Annotated in this window: 18 protein-coding genes; 15 read left to right on the top strand and 3 right to left on the bottom strand. The window is 58.5% G+C overall.

Features of this window, described 5'->3' with window-relative positions; genetic code table 11:
• Window positions 1-69: 69 nt before the first annotated feature.
• Window positions 70-948, top strand: coding sequence for an acyl-CoA thioesterase II (tesB, locus tag COA55_RS01820; RefSeq protein ID WP_063520590.1), 879 nt, complete (start codon window positions 70-72; stop codon window positions 946-948).
• On the top strand, window positions 945-1541 hold the full coding sequence (locus tag COA55_RS01815) for a uracil-DNA glycosylase family protein (RefSeq protein WP_290500344.1): 597 nt from the start codon (window positions 945-947) through the stop codon (window positions 1539-1541). The genes tesB and COA55_RS01815 overlap by 4 nt, the downstream gene beginning before the upstream one ends.
• A 13-nt stretch (window positions 1542-1554) precedes the next feature.
• Here COA55_RS01815 and COA55_RS01810 read toward each other — a convergent pair whose 3' ends face one another.
• Window positions 1555-1740 (bottom strand): hypothetical protein, encoded by a 186-nt coding sequence (locus COA55_RS01810; protein WP_063520592.1) that lies wholly within the window; start codon window positions 1738-1740, stop codon window positions 1555-1557.
• Between the two features lie 4 nt (window positions 1741-1744).
• Between COA55_RS01810 and COA55_RS01805 the strand changes: the two genes are divergently transcribed.
• From COA55_RS01805 to nqrM, 9 genes are all read left to right on the top strand, one after another.
• On the top strand, window positions 1745-3184 hold the full coding sequence (locus COA55_RS01805) for a glyceraldehyde-3-phosphate dehydrogenase (RefSeq protein ID WP_290500343.1): 1440 nt from the start codon (window positions 1745-1747) through the stop codon (window positions 3182-3184).
• A gap of 267 nt (window positions 3185-3451) precedes the next feature.
• Complete coding sequence (locus COA55_RS01800; RefSeq protein WP_290500342.1) at window positions 3452-4798, top strand: Na(+)-translocating NADH-quinone reductase subunit A; 1347 nt, start codon at window positions 3452-3454, stop codon at window positions 4796-4798.
• 2 nt (window positions 4799-4800) lie between these two features.
• Entirely contained in the window at window positions 4801-6060 is a 1260-nt protein-coding gene (locus COA55_RS01795; protein WP_063518774.1) for an NADH:ubiquinone reductase (Na(+)-transporting) subunit B, read from the top strand.
• Window positions 6060-6890 carry a Na(+)-translocating NADH-quinone reductase subunit C gene (locus tag COA55_RS01790; RefSeq protein ID WP_063518775.1) on the top strand — a complete coding sequence of 277 codons (831 nt, stop codon included), beginning with the start codon at window positions 6060-6062 and terminating at the stop codon, window positions 6888-6890. Before COA55_RS01795 ends, COA55_RS01790 begins: the two co-directional genes overlap by 1 nt.
• Window positions 6890-7555: an NADH:ubiquinone reductase (Na(+)-transporting) subunit D gene (locus COA55_RS01785; protein ID WP_063518776.1), complete on the top strand. Its 666-nt coding sequence runs from the start codon at window positions 6890-6892 to the stop codon at window positions 7553-7555. Before COA55_RS01790 ends, COA55_RS01785 begins: the two co-directional genes overlap by 1 nt.
• Before the next feature lie 12 nt (window positions 7556-7567).
• The gene (gene nqrE / locus COA55_RS01780) at window positions 7568-8188 is read left to right on the top strand and encodes an NADH:ubiquinone reductase (Na(+)-transporting) subunit E (RefSeq protein WP_007150757.1); all 621 of its coding nucleotides are present in this window, start codon (window positions 7568-7570) and stop codon (window positions 8186-8188) included.
• Window positions 8189-8203: 15 nt separating this feature from the next.
• The gene (gene nqrF / locus COA55_RS01775; protein WP_063539375.1) at window positions 8204-9433 is read left to right on the top strand and encodes an NADH:ubiquinone reductase (Na(+)-transporting) subunit F; all 1230 of its coding nucleotides are present in this window, start codon (window positions 8204-8206) and stop codon (window positions 9431-9433) included.
• A 202-nt stretch (window positions 9434-9635) separates the two neighbouring features.
• Entirely contained in the window at window positions 9636-10646 is a 1011-nt protein-coding gene (locus COA55_RS01770) for an FAD:protein FMN transferase (RefSeq protein WP_290500339.1), read from the top strand.
• Between the two features lies 1 nt (window position 10647).
• Entirely contained in the window at window positions 10648-10884 is a 237-nt protein-coding gene (gene nqrM / locus COA55_RS01765; protein WP_290500337.1) for a (Na+)-NQR maturation NqrM, read from the top strand.
• A gap of 198 nt (window positions 10885-11082) precedes the next feature.
• Here nqrM and COA55_RS01760 read toward each other — a convergent pair whose 3' ends face one another.
• Window positions 11083-12207: a GNAT family N-acetyltransferase/peptidase C39 family protein gene (locus COA55_RS01760; RefSeq protein WP_290500336.1), complete on the bottom strand. Its 1125-nt coding sequence runs from the start codon at window positions 12205-12207 to the stop codon at window positions 11083-11085.
• Between the two features lie 130 nt (window positions 12208-12337).
• Between COA55_RS01760 and COA55_RS01755 the strand changes: the two genes are divergently transcribed.
• The gene (locus tag COA55_RS01755) at window positions 12338-13507 is read left to right on the top strand and encodes a patatin-like phospholipase family protein (RefSeq protein WP_290500334.1); all 1170 of its coding nucleotides are present in this window, start codon (window positions 12338-12340) and stop codon (window positions 13505-13507) included.
• Here the strand turns inward: COA55_RS01755 and COA55_RS01750 are convergent.
• The gene (locus tag COA55_RS01750; protein ID WP_290500333.1) at window positions 13471-14271 is read right to left on the bottom strand and encodes a glycerophosphodiester phosphodiesterase; all 801 of its coding nucleotides are present in this window, start codon (window positions 14269-14271) and stop codon (window positions 13471-13473) included. The genes COA55_RS01755 and COA55_RS01750 overlap by 37 nt on opposite strands.
• Window positions 14272-14391: 120 nt before the next feature.
• On the opposite strand from COA55_RS01750, the gene COA55_RS01745 reads away from it, so the two are divergent.
• The 3 genes from COA55_RS01745 (at window position 14392) to COA55_RS01735 (ending at window position 17676) form a co-directional block, all read left to right on the top strand.
• A complete protein-coding gene (locus COA55_RS01745) occupies window positions 14392-15561 on the top strand; it encodes a sulfotransferase (RefSeq protein WP_290500332.1) in 1170 nt (389 codons plus the stop codon).
• Between the two features lie 206 nt (window positions 15562-15767).
• Window positions 15768-16946, top strand: a complete 1179-nt coding sequence (locus COA55_RS01740; protein ID WP_290500331.1) for a glycosyltransferase — start codon at window positions 15768-15770, stop codon at window positions 16944-16946.
• A complete protein-coding gene (locus COA55_RS01735; protein ID WP_290500330.1) occupies window positions 16936-17676 on the top strand; it encodes a polysaccharide deacetylase family protein in 741 nt (246 codons plus the stop codon). The genes COA55_RS01740 and COA55_RS01735 overlap by 11 nt, the downstream gene beginning before the upstream one ends.
• The last annotated feature ends 39 nt before the right edge of the window (window positions 17677-17715 follow it).

The following is a 17715-nucleotide window of genomic DNA, read 5'->3' as shown; positions in this document are numbered from 1 at the left end:
CAATCTCAATTTTTTTTTGAGTTGCAGGTAGTATGACGGCCATTGGTTTTATTGCGCTGAGGATTGGCTATGAAAGCACCGGTTCGGGAGCTGATGGGTCTGTTTGATCTGGAGCAGCTGGAGAACAATTTGTTTCGCGGGCAGAGCGAGGCCAATGGCCAACGCAGTGTGTTTGGTGGCCTGGTGGCCGGGCAGGCGCTGCTGGCCGCCTCGCGGACGGTGGATGACACGCGGCAGGTCCATTCGCTGCATGCCTATTTTCTGCGCCCGGGGGACTTCAATATACCGATTGTCTATGACGTGGACCGTATCCGTGACGGCAAGAGTTTCACCACACGCCGGGTGAACGCGATCCAGCATGGCCGGCCGATTTTTTCTCTGGCGGTGTCTTACCAGGTGGCCGAGGAGGGCGTTTGCCACCAGGCGCCCATGCCGGACGTGCCGGGCCCGGAGGGGCTGGAAAATGATGAGGCGATTCGCATGAAGTTGGTGGATCGTTTACCTGAGCAGTACCGGCAGGATTTCCTGACCGAGCGCCCGGTGGAATTCCGCCCGGTAACGCCGAAAGATTCCATTTCTTCGGAGCCCAAGGCGCCGATCCGGGAAGTCTGGTTTCGGGTGGTGGATCGGGTAGATGCAGACCCCATGACCCAGCGTGCGCTGCTGGCCTATTGCTCGGATTTCGGCCTGATGGGCACCGCCATGCTGCCCCACGGGATGAATTTCTGGCAGCCCAATGTGCAGTGCGCCAGTATCGACCACGCCATGTGGTTCCATGAGGACTTCCGTATTGATGAATGGCTGCTGTATCGCAGTGATAGTCCTTTCGCAGGCGGTTCCCGTGGCCTGAACTTTGGTTCCATCTACCGCCAGGACGGCACTCTGGTGGCGTCGGTGGCCCAGGAAGGGCTGATGCGTTTGCACCCCTCTGACAGCCCGGCGGAATGACGCAGCTGATTGACCTGCTGGAAGAGGTACACGCTTGCCGGCTGTGTGAGCCGCACCTGCCACTGGGGCCGCGGCCGGTGGTACAGGCCGGGGAGGGCGCTCGGTTATTGATTGTGGGCCAGGCGCCGGGGACCCGTGTTCATGAAACCGGTATCCCCTGGAATGACCCGTCCGGTGAGCGTTTACGAGACTGGCTGCAGATCAGCCCTGAAACGTTCTACGACGCGGACCAGGTGGCGATTGTGCCCATGGGGCTGTGCTACCCGGGGCGCGGAAAGGGCGGTGATCTGCCGCCGCGCCCGGAATGTGCCCCCCAATGGCACGACCGGTTGCTGGCGGAGTTGCCGAACCGGCGCCTGACGTTGCTGGTGGGGCAGTACGCCCAACGCTATTACCTGCCGGAGCCGGGTAAAACCCTCACCGACAATGTGCGCCATTTTGCCCGGGCGCTGGAGGCGGGTTTTTTCCCGTTGCCCCATCCCAGCCCCCGCAATCGCCTGTGGCTGCGCCAGCGGCCCTGGTTTGACGACGAGGTGGTGCCGGTGCTGCGTGAACAGGTTGCCACCGCTTTGCAGGCACCGCCTGCGGGATGATAAGGCTGATGTATTAGCGGTTTGTTTCCGACAGGGCCGGCTCCCTGGGCTTGTAGCGCGCAATATCCCCGTAACCCGGGTGGATAAAGCCGCTTTTTGGCGCTATTATGCGCGCCCCGAACTCCACCACCGCAGGTGGGCCAGGAAGCAGGGCAATGACGCCGCTTTCCGCCGCCTGAACCCAAACTGAGAGGGCCATCTCCGTGAGCAAACTGGAAGACCATTTCGGACGCTGGAAAAACCGCGAAGAGATTGCAGAAGCCATGATCCCCATGATCGGCCGCCTGCATCGTGAAAAGAACGTTACCACGACCGTGTACAGCCGTTCCCTGGTCAACAAGTCTGTTATCCAGATTCTGAAGAGCCACCGTTTCGTCAAGCAGGTCGAGGACTCCGAGCTGTCTGTGGTCGATACCTTCCCGATTCTTCAGGAAGTGGTGAAGTCGGATCTCGGCCCTTGCCGTATTGATATCGGCAAACTGGCGGTGGAGTACAAGAAAGACAATCGCGGCCTGTCTATTGAAGACTACGTGCGCGAGGAGTTGGCAGAAGCGGTGAGCAGCAAGGTTGGCATGCCTGAGCGTACCGATGTGGTGCTGTACGGCTTCGGTCGTATCGGCCGAATTCTGGCCCGCCTGCTGATCGAAAAAGCCGGTTCCGGCGATGGCCTGCGCCTGAAGGCTATTGTGGTACGCGAGTCTGGCAAGGGTGATCTGCACAAGCGCGCCAGCCTGCTGCGCCGTGACTCCGTTCATGGCCCGTTCGCCGGCACCATTGCCGTGGACGAAGAAGAGAACGCGATCATCGCCAATGGCAACTTCATCAAGGTGATCTACTCCAGCGACCCGTCGTCCATCGATTACACCGCTTACGGCATCAGCAATGCCGTGGTGATCGATAACACCGGCAAGTGGCGCGATGAAGAAGGCCTGTCCCAGCACCTGCAGTGCAACGGTGTTTCCCGCGTGATGTTGACGGCGCCGGGCAAGGGCAACATGAAGAACATCGTTCACGGCGTGAACAATGATCTGATCCAGGACAGCGACAAGATCATTTCTGCTGCCAGCTGCACCACCAATGCTATCGTTCCGCCGCTGAAAGCGCTGGAAGACAAGTTTGGTATCGAGTTTGGCCACGTGGAAACCGTGCACTCCTACACCAACGACCAGAACCTGCTGGATAACTTCCACAAAGGTCCCCGTCGTGGTCGTTCTGCACCCCTGAACATGGTGCTGACTGAAACCGGTGCAGCCACTGCGGCCACCAAGGTATTGCCGAATCTGGACGGTAAGCTGACCGGTAACTCCATCCGCGTTCCAACCCCGAACGTGTCCATGGCGATCCTGAACCTGACTCTGGGCAAGGAAACCACCCTGGAAGAGCTCAACGATTACCTGCGTTGGGTAAGTCTGCATTCTCCATTGCAGCGCCAGGTGGATTTCGTGAGCAGCCCGGATGCCGTGTCTACGGATTTCGTCGGCTCTCGTCACGCCTCCGTGATCGACGCGGAAGCGACCATCGTGAATGGCCGCCACTGCGTGCTGTATGTGTGGTACGACAACGAGTTCGGCTACAGCTGCCAGGTGCTGCGTATCCTGCAGCAGATCTCCGGGGTGGAATTCCCGGTGTATCCAAAGGACTGAACCCCGGAATGAAGAAGCCCGCCCCGCGGGCTTTTTTTCGGTGCATTTCCCGTTTTTAAGTTGCACCAAGATGGTTCCATGCGACAAAAGGCGGGTCTGGCGGTGCTGGCGAACAGGCAGGTACGACTTTATAATGTGCCCGCCGGGTTTTTGTCGGCATCCATTGCATATTCCGGAATTTGCGAACATCCCCGGTAATTCCCTGTTTTTCAGGGCGATCCGGGGGTGTGCCTCGACTTCAGCAACACGCAACGTGGGCGAGAAACTATGATTAAAATCAGGAAGGGCCTTGATCTGCCCATCGCTGGTGCACCGCGCCAGACGATTGAGGAAGGTCATCAGGTTCGTTCTGTTGCCGTGCTCGGCGGTGACTATGTGGGGATGAAACCCACTATGGAAGTCCGCGAGGGAGACGTGGTCAAGAAAGGCCAGCTGATCTTCACGGACAAGAAAACCGAGGGTGTGAAATACACCGCTCCTGCTGCCGGCAAGGTGATCGCGATCAATCGTGGTCACAAGCGCGTGCTTCAATCCGTGGTGATTGAAGTGGCAGACCAGGAAGAAGAAGTCACCTTCGCCTCTCACTCTGCCGAACAGCTGGCTTCTCTGGACCGCGAAACGGTACAGCAACAGCTGGTAGATTCCGGTGAGTGGACCTTGCTGCGCACCCGCCCGTTCGGCAAGGTGCCCGCACCGGGCAGTACCCCCAATTCCGTTTTCGTTTCCATTCTCGATACCAACCCCCTGGCGCTGGACCCGGCGGTGGTGATCAAGGAAAACGAACAGGCCTTCCGCAATGGTCTGGCGGTGCTGAGCCGCTTGACGGACGGCCCGGTATGGGTGTGTCGTGGTCCGAATACGGACCTGCCGAGCTTTGCCGGTGGCCAGGTGCGTGAAGAAGCGTTTGCGGGCAAGCACCCGGCAGGCAATGTGGGCACCCACATTCATCACCTGGATCCGGTGGGCCTGAAGAAAACCGTCTGGTCCGTGGGTTATCAGGACGTGATTGCCATTGGCAACCTGTTCACCGACGGCAAGATCAGCTCCGCCCGTGTGGTTGCGCTGACCGGCCCGCAGGCAAAAACACCGCGTGCCCTGCGCACCCGTGTTGGTGCCAGCGTGGACGATTTCGTTCAGGGCGAGCTGAAAAGTGGCGATAACCGCCTGGTATCCGGCTCTGTGTTGAACGGCCACAACGCCCGTGGTCCGGTGGCCTGGTTGAGCCGCACCACCAGCCAGCTGACGGCCCTGCGTGAAGGCCATGAACGCGAGCTGCTGGGTTACATCTCACCCGGCACCAACCGTTTTTCGGTGATGAACATCTACCTGTCCAAGCTGATGCCGGGCAAGCGCTTCAATTTCACCACCACCACCAATGGCTCCGAGCGTGCCATGGTGCCGGTGGGGGCCTATGAAGAAGTGATGCCGCTGGACATTCTGCCGACGCAGCTGCTGCGCGCATTGGTCGTTGGTGATACTGACAGCGCCACGGCCCTCGGTGCCCTGGAGTTGCTGGAAGAAGACCTGTCCCTGTGCACTTTCGTGTGCCCGGGCAAATATGAATACGGTCCGATTCTGCGCGACAACCTGACCACGATTGAGGCGGAGGGCTGAGCATGGGTATGAGAAAGTTTCTGGATGACAAAGTGTCCCCCCATTTCCATGAGGGTGGCAAATTCGAGAAGTATTACACCTTCTACGAAATGTTCGACACCATGCTCTACACCCCGGATTCGGTGACCCGTTCCGCGGCCCACGTGCGTGATGGTCTCGACCTGAAGCGGATCATGATGACGGTGTGGTTCTGCACCTTCCCGGCGATCCTGTTCGGTCTGTGGAACACCGGTTATCAGGCCAACCTGCAGATTGCCGAGCTCGGTGCCAGCCCGCTGGCCGGCTGGCGCAGTGACCTGGTGGCAGCGCTGACCGGGTTTGATCCGGCCAGTATCTGGGCCAACGTGTTGCATGGTGCGGTCTACTATATTCCTATTCTGATTACCGTCTACCTGGGTGGTTTCATCTGGGAAGGCCTGTTCGCGTGGAAGCGTGGCCATGAGGTTAACGAAGGCTTCTTCGTGACCGGTATTCTGTTCACCCTGATTCTGCCGCCGTCCATTCCGCTGTGGCAGGTTTTCCTGGGGATTTCCTTTGGTGTCGTTATCGGCAAGGAAGTGTTCGGGGGAACCGGCAAGAACTTCCTCAACCCGGCATTGGTTGGCCGTGCGTTCCTGTACTTTGCCTACCCGGCGCAGATGTCCGGTGATGCAGTCTGGACCGCCGTGGACAACTTCTCCGGCGCTACCTCCCTGTCTCTGGCCGCTTCTGGCAGCCTGAACTACGCGGCTGGCCTGACCGGTAACGCCCTGACTGAAGGCGCGGCGGCGGCGACCGCCAGCCTGAGCTGGATGAATACCTTCCTGGGTAACATCCAGGGCAGCATCGGTGAGACGTCCACTCTGGCTATCCTGATCGGTGGCGCGGCCCTGTTGATGACCAAGATCGCTTCCTGGCGCATTGTGCTGGGCGTGTTCTTGGGCATGGTGGGCATGTCTGCGCTGTTCAACGTTATCGGGTCCGAGACCAACGCCATGTTTGGCATGCCGTGGTACTGGCACCTGAGCGTGGGCGGTTTCGCCTTCGGCATGATTTTCATGGCTACCGATCCTGTGTCTGCGTCCATGACCAACACCGGTAAATACATCTTCGGTGCCCTGATTGGTGTGATGACCGTTCTGATCCGGGTCATCAACCCGGCCTTCCCGGAAGGCATCATGCTGGCAATTCTGTTCGGTAACCTGTGTGCGCCGCTGATTGACTACTTTGTCACTCAGTCAAACATTCGCCGTCGTCTGCGTCGTACCGGGGGAGAAGTGTAATGGCTGGAAAAAATGAAAGCGTCAGCAAGACTCTGCTGGTTGCCTTCCTGGTGTGTGTGGTCTGCGGTGTGGTGGTTGCCACCGCCGCGGTGAGCCTGCGCCCGGTGCAGAACGAAAACAAGCTGATCGACAAGCGCATGAACATCCTGCTTGCCGCCGGCATGTACGACGCTAGCCAGGACGTGAACGAGCAGTTCAAGTCCATCGAGCGCAAGTTTGTCGACATCGAAAGCGGTGACTATGTAGAGATGCCGGAAAGCTATGATCAGCGTACCGCCGCCAAGGACCCGGCCCAGTCCGAGCGCCTTAGTGGCGACGTGGACATTGCCGGTATCAAGAACCAGGCGGACGTGGCCGAGGTATACCTGGCCCGTGGTGATAATGGCGAACTGAGCCGTATCATCCTGCCGGTTCACGGTTATGGCCTGTGGTCTACCCTCTATGGTTTCCTGGCGCTGGAGCCGGATGCCAACACCGTGGCTGGTCTGGGTTTTTATGAGCATGGCGAAACCCCTGGCCTGGGCGGTGAAGTGGATAACCCCAAATGGAAGGCCCTTTGGGAAGGCAAGAAGCTGTACGGTGATCAGGGCGAAGTGGAAATTCAGGTCATCAAGGGTACGGTGGAAAGCAACACCCCGAATGCTGAACACAAGGTAGACGGCCTGGCCGGTGCTACCCTGACCAGCAAGGGTGTCAGCAACCTGCTTCGCTTCTGGGTCGGCGAGAACGGCTTTGGCCCCTACCTGAAGCGCATGCAGCAAGGTGGCGGTGATGTGGCTCAAGCCACCGATGCCGTTGAATCCAGCGAGCAGCCGGAAGGAGACGCGTAATGGCGGAGAAAACCAAGGACATTCTGTTAGGTCCGATTTTCGACAATAACCCCATCGCGCTGCAGATCCTGGGTATCTGTTCCGCGCTGGCGGTAACCAGCAACCTGAGTACTACGGTCACCATGTGTATCGCATTGACCGCAGTAACCGCGTTCTCGAACTTCTTCGTAAGCTCGATTCGCAACAGCATTCCTTCCAGCATTCGGATCATCGTGCAGATGACCATTATTGCGTCACTGGTAATCGTGGTGGATCAGTTTCTTAAGGCGTACGCCTACAGCATTTCCAAGCAGCTGTCGGTGTTCGTGGGGTTGATCATCACCAACTGTATCGTGATGGGCCGTGCGGAAGCCTTTGCCATGAAGAATCCACCGCTCCCGTCTTTCCTGGATGGTGTGGGCAATGGCCTGGGCTACTCCGCGATCCTGTTGGGCCTCGGTTTTACCCGTGAATTGCTGGGTGCCGGTAGCCTGTTCGGTCATCAAATTCTGCCCAAGGTGTCTGAGGGTGGCTGGTACATGACCAACGGCATGATGCTGCTGCCGCCGAGTGCTTTCTTCCTGATCGGGTTGTTCATCTGGGCCATCCGTGCGTGGAAGCCGGAGCAGGTAGAGCCGGACGACTTCAAGATGAAGCCACACACCCGTGTCAGCGACGCGTTTTAACGGAGACGAGTAATGTTTGAACATTATCTGAGCCTGTTCGTCCGCGCCGTCTTTGTTGAAAACATGGCGCTGGCCTTCTTCCTGGGCATGTGTACGTTTATTGCCGTATCCAAGAAGATCTCGACTGCGATTGGCCTGGGGATTGCCGTGGTGGTGGTGCTGACCATCACCGTGCCGGTGAACAACCTGCTGCTAACCTACCTGCTTGATGAAGGGGCGCTGGCCTGGACCGGTGTACCGGCGCTGGCCGAGCTGGATCTGCGTTTCCTGGGGCTGCTCAGCTACATTGGCGTTATCGCCGCGCTGGTGCAGATTCTGGAGATGACGCTCGACAAGTATGTGCCGAGCCTCTACAACGCGCTGGGTATCTTCCTGCCGCTGATCACCGTGAATTGCGCCATTCTGGGTGCGTCCCTGTTCATGGTGGAGCGTGATTACACCCTGGGTGAGTCCATGGTATACGGCGTGGGTGCCGGCACCGGGTGGGCGCTGGCGATCACATTGCTGGCGGGTATCCGGGAAAAGCTCAAGTACAGCGACGTACCGGATGGTCTGAAAGGTCTGGGCATCACTTTCATTACCGTGGGTCTGATGTCACTGGGCTTCATGTCATTTTCCGGCGTGCAGCTGTAAGGGGAGAGTTGAATCATGAGTGTTGAGATTATTCTCGGTGTCGTCATGTTCACTGCCATTGTGCTGGCGCTGGTGGCGGTGATTCTTGCTGCCCGTTCCCGTCTGGTGGCAACCGGTAACGTACACATCGATATTAACGACGATGCCGAAAAAGGCATTGATGCGCCCGCCGGCGGCAAGCTGCTGGGCACCCTGGCAGACCAGGGTATTTTCCTGTCTTCAGCCTGTGGTGGCGGTGGTACCTGTGCGCAGTGTCGCTGCCAGGTGCTCGACGGTGGGGGAGACATTCTTCCCACCGAAGAAGGCCACTTCACCAAAGGACAGATTCGCGATGGCTGGCGCCTGAGCTGCCAGGTCAACGTGAAGCAGGACATGAAAATCCAGGTGCCGGAAGAGTTCTTCGGCGTGAAGAAGTGGGAATGCGAGGTTATTTCCAATAACAACGTTGCCACTTTTATTAAAGAGCTGACGCTGAAATTGCCGGAAGGCGAAAACGTGGATTTCCGCGCGGGTGGTTATGTGCAGCTGGAAGCACCGCCCTTTGATGTGAAGTTTTCCGACTTTGACATCGATGAGGAATACCGCGGTGACTGGGAGCGTTTCAACTTCTTCGATTTGAACACCAAGAACAACGAAGAAGTGATTCGCGCCTATTCCATGGCCAACTACCCGGAAGAGAAGGGCATCCTGAAGTTCAATATCCGTATCGCGACGCCGCCTCCGGGGTCCAAGGATATTCAGCCCGGGATCATGAGTTCCTACGTCTTCAACCTGAAGCCGGGTGACAAGATCACCGTATTCGGACCCTTCGGTGAGTTCTTCGCCAAGAAAACCGATGCGGAAATGGTCTTCATCGGTGGTGGTGCGGGCATGGCACCCATGCGTAGCCATATTTTCGACCAGCTTAAGCGGTTGAACTCCAAGCGCAAGATCAGCTTCTGGTACGGTGCGCGGAGTGTTCGTGAGTGCTTCTATAACGAAGAGTACGACTTGCTTGCGGACGAGAACGATAACTTTGAGTGGCATCTGGCCCTGTCAGACCCGCAGCCCGAAGACAACTGGGATGGTCTCACCGGTTTTATCCATAACGTGCTGTTCGAACAGTATCTCAAGGACCATCCGGCTCCTGAAGACTGCGAGTACTACATGTGTGGTCCGCCGATGATGAACGCCTCGGTAATCAAGATGCTCGAAGATCTTGGTGTGGAACCGGAAAATATCCTGCTGGATGACTTTGGCGGATGATTCCAAACGCCGGCCTTCGGGCCGGCGTTTCTTTAAGTTCAAAGTTCAAAGTTGAAAAGGTAAGCGGTGATCTTGTGCATTTCCCTGCGAAATCGCTCGTCGCGGCTATAGCAGTGTCAGTGTAGTGCCTGGGCAACGCGCGTTTTAACTTTAAACTTTGAACTTTCAACTTGCGCTCCTTGTTAACCACCGGAACATGACAATGCCTCGCATTCTTCCTCTGCTGATTGTTTCCCTGGCGCTGCTGCTGACGGGCTGTGACGACAGCAAGAATCGCCTGTCGGTACTCAGTGGCCCCACCATGGGAACCACCTGGAGCGTAAAATACAGCGGCACTCCGGACGAAGGCGTAGAAGCGTTGAAGGGTGATATTGAAGCGGCGTTGGAGCAGGTAAACGCCCAGATGAGCACCTACCGACCGGATTCCGACCTTAGCCGTTTCAACAGCGCCGAGCCGGGGACGCTGATGAATCTGCCCTCGGATACCGTTAAGGTGATGACTGCCGCCTTTTCCCTGTCGGAACAAACCGGCGGCGCCTATGACGTGACGGTGGGGCCGCTGGTTAACCTGTGGGGCTTCGGGCCGGACCCGGACCGGTTTGAGCCACCAGAGGCCAGCGAAATCGAGACAGCGCAGGAACGGGTTGGCTGGCAGAAACTGCTGCTCAGCGACCAGCAACTGCTGCAGCCCGGCGGCATCTATGTGGATTTGTCGTCCATTGCGAAAGGTTTTGCGGTGGACAAGGTGGCGGCCTTACTGGATAGCCATGGGTTGAATAACTACCTGGTAGAGGTGGGCGGAGAACTGCTGGGCAAGGGCAGCAAACCCTATAAACAGCCCTGGCGGGTTGCCGTAGAACGCCCGATTGCGGGTGTTCGCGAGGTGGAGCAGGTGGTAGACCTGAAGAATATGGCCGTGGCTACCAGTGGCGATTACCGTAACTTTTTTGAGTCGGACGGCCGCTTGTATTCCCATACCATTGATCCCCGTACCGGCTACCCGGTGGAGCATCAGTTGGCCTCGGTGTCCGTTTTGCACAAAAGTGCCATGATGGCCGACGGTCTGGCCACCGCCATGACGGTGCTGGGCCCGGATGAAGGGATGGCTTTCGCCAAAGACCAAGAACTGGCAGTGTTTTTTATTGTCAGAACCAATAAGGGCGTGGAAGAGTTATCGACTCCCGCCTTCGATGCAATTGTGGAGGGTAAGTAACATGTTCATGACCATTGTGGCAGCAGTAGTTTTCATTGGCCTGCTTTTCGCCGGCATGGCCGTGGGCGTGATTCTTTCCAACAAGCCGGTCAAAGGCTCCTGTGGTGGCCTGGCCTCACTGGGCATGAAACAGGACTGTGAAATCTGCGGCGGTAACGACGACGAATGCGAAGAGAATACCCGCAAGGTGAACAGCGAAAAAGCGGCGGCATTGGGTAAAGACGTGATGAAGATGTAAGCCCGCGCCCGGCAACAAGAAGCCCGCCCCGTGCGGGCTTTTTTGTGCCTGAACGGCCCGCAGGAGCGATAACAGCAGTCGCGAGTTGCGAGAAGCGAGTGTCGAAAAGCACAACCTCAAAGAGCGGAAACTTCAGGTTTTCGCGACTCGAAACTGCTTTATTGTGCAGCCAGCGCCGCTCCTGCAGCAAGGCGCTATTCAGAAGCTGCTCAATATCACCGCCGTACGCAGCTTTGCCTGGCCGTACTGCCGCATCTGCTCAAACTTTTGCCGGGTGATCGGTACGTGCTGGCAATCCATGGGGACCTGATCTTCGCCCGGGTCCGGGTCATGAATGTAGAAGCATTCTCCGTCGCTGCCGCTGATGGCAACCCAGTGTGGAGCCTTGCGTCCGTCCAGCCGCCAGGTGCTGATCAACACCAGGACAATGCTGCCGGCGGCAATGGCCTTGTCTACCTCATCGGCGCCGAAATCTTCGTAGCAAACAGGCACTTTTTGCCGTGCACATTCGCTGACAAAGTGGTCGTGTACCGTGGTAATCACCGCTTTCTTGTCGCTGTCGCGCACTGAGTCCACAAACAGGGGGCCAGTCTGGTTACACCAGACGCGGGCGTTGAGCCCACGCTGCCGGGCGGCCAACGCCAGCCCCAGCGGGTGGCAGCCGCCATGGCCTGCGGTCATGAAAATGGTGGTGGCTTCGCGCCACAGCAACAGTTCTTCTGTGGTCGTGGGCGTTTGTTGTTTCAGTACGGCCAGGGCCATTAGCAGGCAGGCCGGGCCACAGGTGAACGGGGTGGTCTGCTGGACCCAGGGCAAGTGCCGAGGCGTCGGCTTGTCGCGCTGATTTCCGGGTGGGTTGCCGGGTTGATAGTGCAGCCGTTTCTGGTAACGCAGGGCGTCTTCATGATCCTCGTAATAGTCCGCCGTCTGGGCAAAAAGGCGATAGCCCAGGCGTTCATACAGGGCGATGGCTGCCGCGTTATCCTTGCGCACTTCCAGTCGCAGGAACAGGCGCCGTTGCTGGTGCGCATAGTCTTCGGCGGCGTCCAGTAAACGTTCCCCGAGTTTTTTGCCACGCTGCTGTGGGTCGACAGCGATGGAATAGAGCCGCGCCAGGCGTGTGCCGGGCTGAAGCAACACCAGGGCATAGCCGGCCAGCTGCTGCTGTTCGTCCAAGGCAACAATCAGTCCCGCGTGTTGACGGTTAAGCCATTGGCGAAAGCTGCGACGAGACAGGCGATCGGATGAAAAGCAACGCTGTTCCAGCGCAGTGAGTGCATCCAGATCGTCGGGAAGAGCAGGGCGGAGGGAGAAAGCGCACATAATCCTGTGTCCTTGAGAGCGTTCAGAATAAGGCAGCGCGTATTGTCCCGCCAGTATTATTCATGTGCTGGCCGGTGGTGGCGTGGCGGGCAGCGCGGCATACTGAGCGCAACAAACAGGGAGGGTATCAATGAACAAGCAGGATCCGGTGAGAGGACTGATATTGTCCGGCGGCGGGGCGCGTGGCGCTTACCAGGTCGGTGTCCTGGCGGCGATTGCGGAAATGGTGCCGCGCGGTGCGCCCAACCCGTTTCCGATCATCTGCGGTACCTCGGCAGGGGCGATCAATGCGGCGGCGCTTTCAGCCAATGCGGGCAACTACCGCGCTGCTGTGCGAGGGCTGGAACGGGTCTGGTCGAACATTACCGCTGAACAGGTCTACCGTACGGACCTGTATGCCTGTCTGCGTGGCGTCATGCGCTGGTTTTTCTCCGGCGTGGCCACGGGTAAAACTCCGGAACGCAGTTCACTGCTCGATAACACGCCGTTGCAGCGTCTGTTGTCGCTGGTGATTAATTTTCGCCGTATCCAGGAGAGTCTGGATCAGGGACACCTGCGGGCATTGGCGATTACGGCCTCTGCCTATGCCAGTGGCGAGTCGGTGAGTTTTTTCCAGGGCGCCGACGAGCTGCCCGAATGGATCCGTGCGCGCCGCAAGGGTAAGCGTTCGAACATCGGGGTGGAGCATTTATTGGGGTCGGCGGCCATTCCTATCCTGTTCCCCGCCAGCAATGTGGATGGTGCCTACTACGGCGATGGGGCACTGCGTCAGCTGGCACCGTTGAGCCCGGCGCTGCATCTGGGGGCCACGCGCTTACTGGTGATTGGTGTCTCCGGCAACGTCAGTGCCGGGCATCAGCGCCGGCTTGGTGGTTATCCTTCCATGGCACAGGTGTTGGGCCACGTTCTGAACAGTGTGTTCGTGGATACGCTGGAAGGGGATGTGGAGCGGCTTGAACGAATCAACCACACCCTGTCTGCGCTGGGCGAGCGCACCCGCAGAAAGCATGGTATCAAACTGCGCGAAGTGGACGTGCTGAAGATTTATCCCTCGCGGCCCATTGATGAAATCGCGGCGGAGCATATTCGTGAATTGCCCCGCACCTTGCGGTTCTTCCTACGGAGTTCCGGGGCGACCCGTTCCCCCGGGGCCAGCGCCATGAGTTATCTGCTGTTTGAGCCCGGTTTCACCAATGCCTTGATCGAGATGGGGCGCAAGGACGCCATGGCCCGTAAAGAAGAGATCATGGCGTTTCTGAATGATCAGCCGTTGATGGAGGCCGCTTCTGAAGAGCCATAACGGTGTTTGCGGCGGAAGTGGCTGACAAAGCTGGTGGGAAAGTCAGTGATGATGCTGTGCACTTTCAGCTTGGCCAGCCGTTCGGCTTCGGTCAGGTCGTTCACCGTCCACACGGACACCTTCAAGCCCCTCCGTTTGGCACGGCGCATCAACGCGGGGCCAACCAGCGAGTAATGGGCGATCACCCAACTGCAGCCCAGCCCTTTGGCGCGGCGAGTGGGTTGCAGGTAACGATACTGGCACACGTAACCGCGTTCGATATCCGGGGCCATGGTGCCGATCATGCGTAGAAAGCCGGTGTGGCTGGACGTAATCACCACCCGTGATTGCAGCTGCTGATCATGGATCATGTGCGTGAGGTGATGGGCCAGCTGGTGGAGGACGGTACGGTTTGCACCTTTGACCTCGAACTGAAAACGCATTTCCGGGCCGCACAGTTCAACCACTTCCTGCAGTGAGGGAATGCCGGTGGGGCTGTGCCAGCCGGGGGTGTTGCGGCGGGCATCCATCACCCCAAGCTGGGCACGGGTGTACTGGCGCACATTGCCACGGACACCGGTGGTGCGGGTCACGTCGCTGTCGTGCAGCACGATCAGCTGGCCATCGGAAGATAGCCGCACGTCCAGTTCCATTTCCGTCACACCGGCTTCTATTGCCACTTGAAAGCTGGCCAGCGTGTTCTCCGGCGCTTCGCCGCGGGCGCCACGGTGACCCACCAGAGCAGGGTAGGTTGAAGGTGTCAGTTCGGTCATTGGCAGTGTCATAGCGCTATTCTTTGCGAGAAAGATGACAGCGCTGTGACCTGGACACAAGAGGCGGTGTTGTCATTTTTGTGACTTGAAACTGTTTTATTGTTTCAACGTTTCTTCCCTTCGAGCCTGACCATGCCAACGCTGTTGAAACGTTATACCGCACTGTTTGCCGCCAGCTGGTTCCCCGGCTACCAGGGCCAACTGCGCGGATTCTCGTTGCAGCGGCTGCTGGTAATGCTGCTGTTCTGGCCGGTATTCCTGCTGGTGCAGGGCATCAATGGCATCGGCCTGGGGCTGGATTATCTGCTGTTCCCGGCATTCCGGCGGGTGGCGGTGCGTCAGCCGTTGTTTGTGACCGGAGTGCCGCGAAGCGGCACGACCTTTCTGCATCGCCTGCTGGCCATGGATACGCGTTTCACCACCACGGCGCTGTGGGAGCTGCTGTTTGCGCCCTCGATTACCCAGCGTTATTTCTGGACCGGTGTCGCTCGTCTGGACAAAGTGATCGGTCGCCCGGGTGCGCGGCTTCTGTTCTGGGCGGAAAGGCGTTTGTTGGGCGGACTGGACGGGGTGCACAAAACCGGGCTTCTGGATCCGGAAGAGGATTATCTGGGATTGATCCCGGTGTGGGGCTGCTTTCTGCTGGTGCTTGTGGTGCCTGTTCCTGCCCTGTGGCAACTGACGTTTCTGGACCGCGATGGCCGCCCGGAAGAAAAACAACGGCTGATGCGCGCTTACCGCCGTTTTATTCAGCGCCACCTTTACTTCCACGGCCCGGAAAAAATCCTGCTGTCGAAGAACCCGTCGTTTACCCCGTGGATGGAAACCTTGGCCGACGCTTTCCCGGATGCCCGTTTTATTGGCTGCCTGCGTAGCCCCACCGCGGCGGTGCCATCGCAAGTAAATTCCATCCTTATAGGCGCGCGCCTGTTCGATGGCCGCGACACCACCGCCTACTGGCGTGAGGGGTTTCTGGCGATGCTGGAATACTACTATCGACACCTGCTGGAGGTGGTAAATCAGCTGCCGGAACAGCGCCAGGCGCTGTCGGTGATGGAAACTCTGGCATCTGCTCCTGGCGAGACTGTACTGGGTTTTTATCAGCGGTTTGGCTGGCAGCCCGACGCGCAATTTTGTCAGCGGCTGCAGGAACAGGACCGCAAAGCGAGCCAGTACCGCAGCGGTCATCACTACTCACTGGAAGCTTTGGGTGTCAGTGCTGAGGAGTTGCTACAGACGTTTGGCTGGGTGTATGAGCGCTTCGGATACCCGCTCCCCAGCACTGATGAAAAACCGCTGTAGGAGCGCCGCTTGAGGCGCGAACCAAAATAGTTTCGATTTTCGAAACTCGCTTCTCGTGGCTCGCAGCTGATGAGGCAAGCAGATTCGCGCCTCAAGCGGCGCTCCTACGGCGAGTTCGGGGTTCGTTACATCTTGTCGCAATTACACCGTCATGGTGCGACGCTCCTGTCACATTATCGACATGAGCGGCCCGGATACTGCCGGCCATGGATACCAAAGAGCTACGCATACTGTTTGTGGTGGATGCGATCAAGGGGCGGAATGGCGTCGGCGCCTACTTCCAGGACCTGGTCTCGCATCTGAAAGATCAGGTGGCGCAAGTGGAACTGGTGCAGCCCTGCATGCAGGATCCACATTCCTGCCAAGGCGCGTCCATCCCGATTCCCGGCGACCCCACCCAGCGGCTGTTCTTTCCCAAAGTGCGTGAGCTCAGTGCGCTGGTCTGGGAAATGAAACCGGATGTGATCGTGATTCCGGGGCCCGGTATTTTCTCCATGATCGGCTACTGGATCGCCAAGAAATGGGGGATTCCGGTGTGCGTTACCTTCCAGACAGATTACAACCGCCTGGTGGAGTTGTATTGGGGAAAACGGCTGGCGCGATTGGCTGGCGGTTTTCTCAACTGGGTTAACCGCACCCTGTTTCAGGGCAGCGAAACCGCCGCTACCATCTGCGAATCGATGATCGCCCAGGCCCGGGCCGCGGGGGCGCGCAATCCACAGCTGGTGGGCACACCGCTGGCCCGCGAATTCGTGCATACGCCAGTGGTCGAGCTGGATAACACCGTGCAGCGGGTTTGCTATGTGGGCCGGCTGGCGGCGGAAAAGAACATTGAATCCTTCCTCGCGCTGGCGTCCCGTCGCCCGGACCTGCAGTTTGACATTGCCGGCGACGGCCCCTTGCGCGGCAAGGTGGAAAAAGCCTGCGGCGAGCAGGGTAACCTGCATTTCCACGGCTGGTGTACCCGAGAGCAAGTAGTCAGCATGCTGGATCGCTGTCAGGTGCTGGTGTTGCCCTCATCGGTGGAAGCCTTTGGCACGGTAGCGCTGGAAGCCATGGCGCGGGAGCGGCTGGTGATTACCACGCCGGCCTGCGGCATCAATGAATGGCCGGCCTTGGCCAACGGCCTGTGGATCATGGACGAAGGGGAAAGCCTGTTCGATACCCTCGAGCGCCTGCAATCACTCAGCCCGGTGACGCGCTCGCTTAAGTCCGAGCAGGCCCGCCAGGCCGCATTATCCATGAACAACCATGCGGTGACGCAGTGGACGGCGGTGCTGGCCCACTGCGCCACGCTGGCACCCAACCCAAACCCGGCGCTGCCTTCTCCCACCCTGGCATTGCTGCGCCGCCTGAGTAGCAGTTATATCCGCAATGCGCTCTGAGCCATTAACCGCACTGGTTTCGATTCACGATGTGATGCCCGAGACCCGCACGCGCGTCACCGCCATGCTGGCGCGGCTCAACCTGCCTGCCCAAGCAGTGACCTTGCTGGTTGTTCCCGGTAAAGACTGGCAGGCCGATGACCTGGATTGGTTGCGGGCTCTGCAGGAGGCGGGGCATCCGTTGGCCGGCCATGGCTGGTCTCACCGTTGTCAGCCACCCATGACGCTTTATCACCGCTTGCACAGCGCACTGTTGTCACGGGATGTGGCAGAGCATCTGTCGTTCTCGGGCGACGGCATTCAGCGGCTGGTGTGGGACTGTTATCGCTGGTTTATCCGTAACGGTCTGACCCCGTCGCCATTGTACGTGCCGCCGGCGTGGGCATTGGGCGTGCTGACCCGGTCACAGCTAGCCGGGTTGCCGTTTCGGTATGTGGAAACCTTGTCTGGTGTTCACGATACCCACAAACACACCTTCACCCGGCTGCCGTTGGCAGGTTTTGAAGCGGACACCGCGTTTCGTGCCTGGACGTTACGCTTTTTCAATGCCATCAATATCAGCCAGTCCCGCCGCACTGGAATACCGATACGCATCGGGCTGCATCCGGACGATTTTGAGTTGCGGCTTGCCAATACGATTTTGCCTTTGGCGGCGTCGTTGTCACAGACGTTTTCTTATTCCCAGGCACTGGAAGTGTTAGTTAAGCGCTCTGCAGCTATCCCGTTATAGTGGCCGGGTTAGAATGAATGACTTTCTGTTTCTGTCCCG

The sequence above is a fragment of the Alcanivorax sp. genome, assembly GCF_002733835.1.
In the GTDB taxonomy this organism is placed as follows: Bacteria; Pseudomonadota; Gammaproteobacteria; order Pseudomonadales; family Alcanivoracaceae; genus Alcanivorax.
This window is presented reverse-complemented; position numbering and strand designations above follow the sequence as displayed.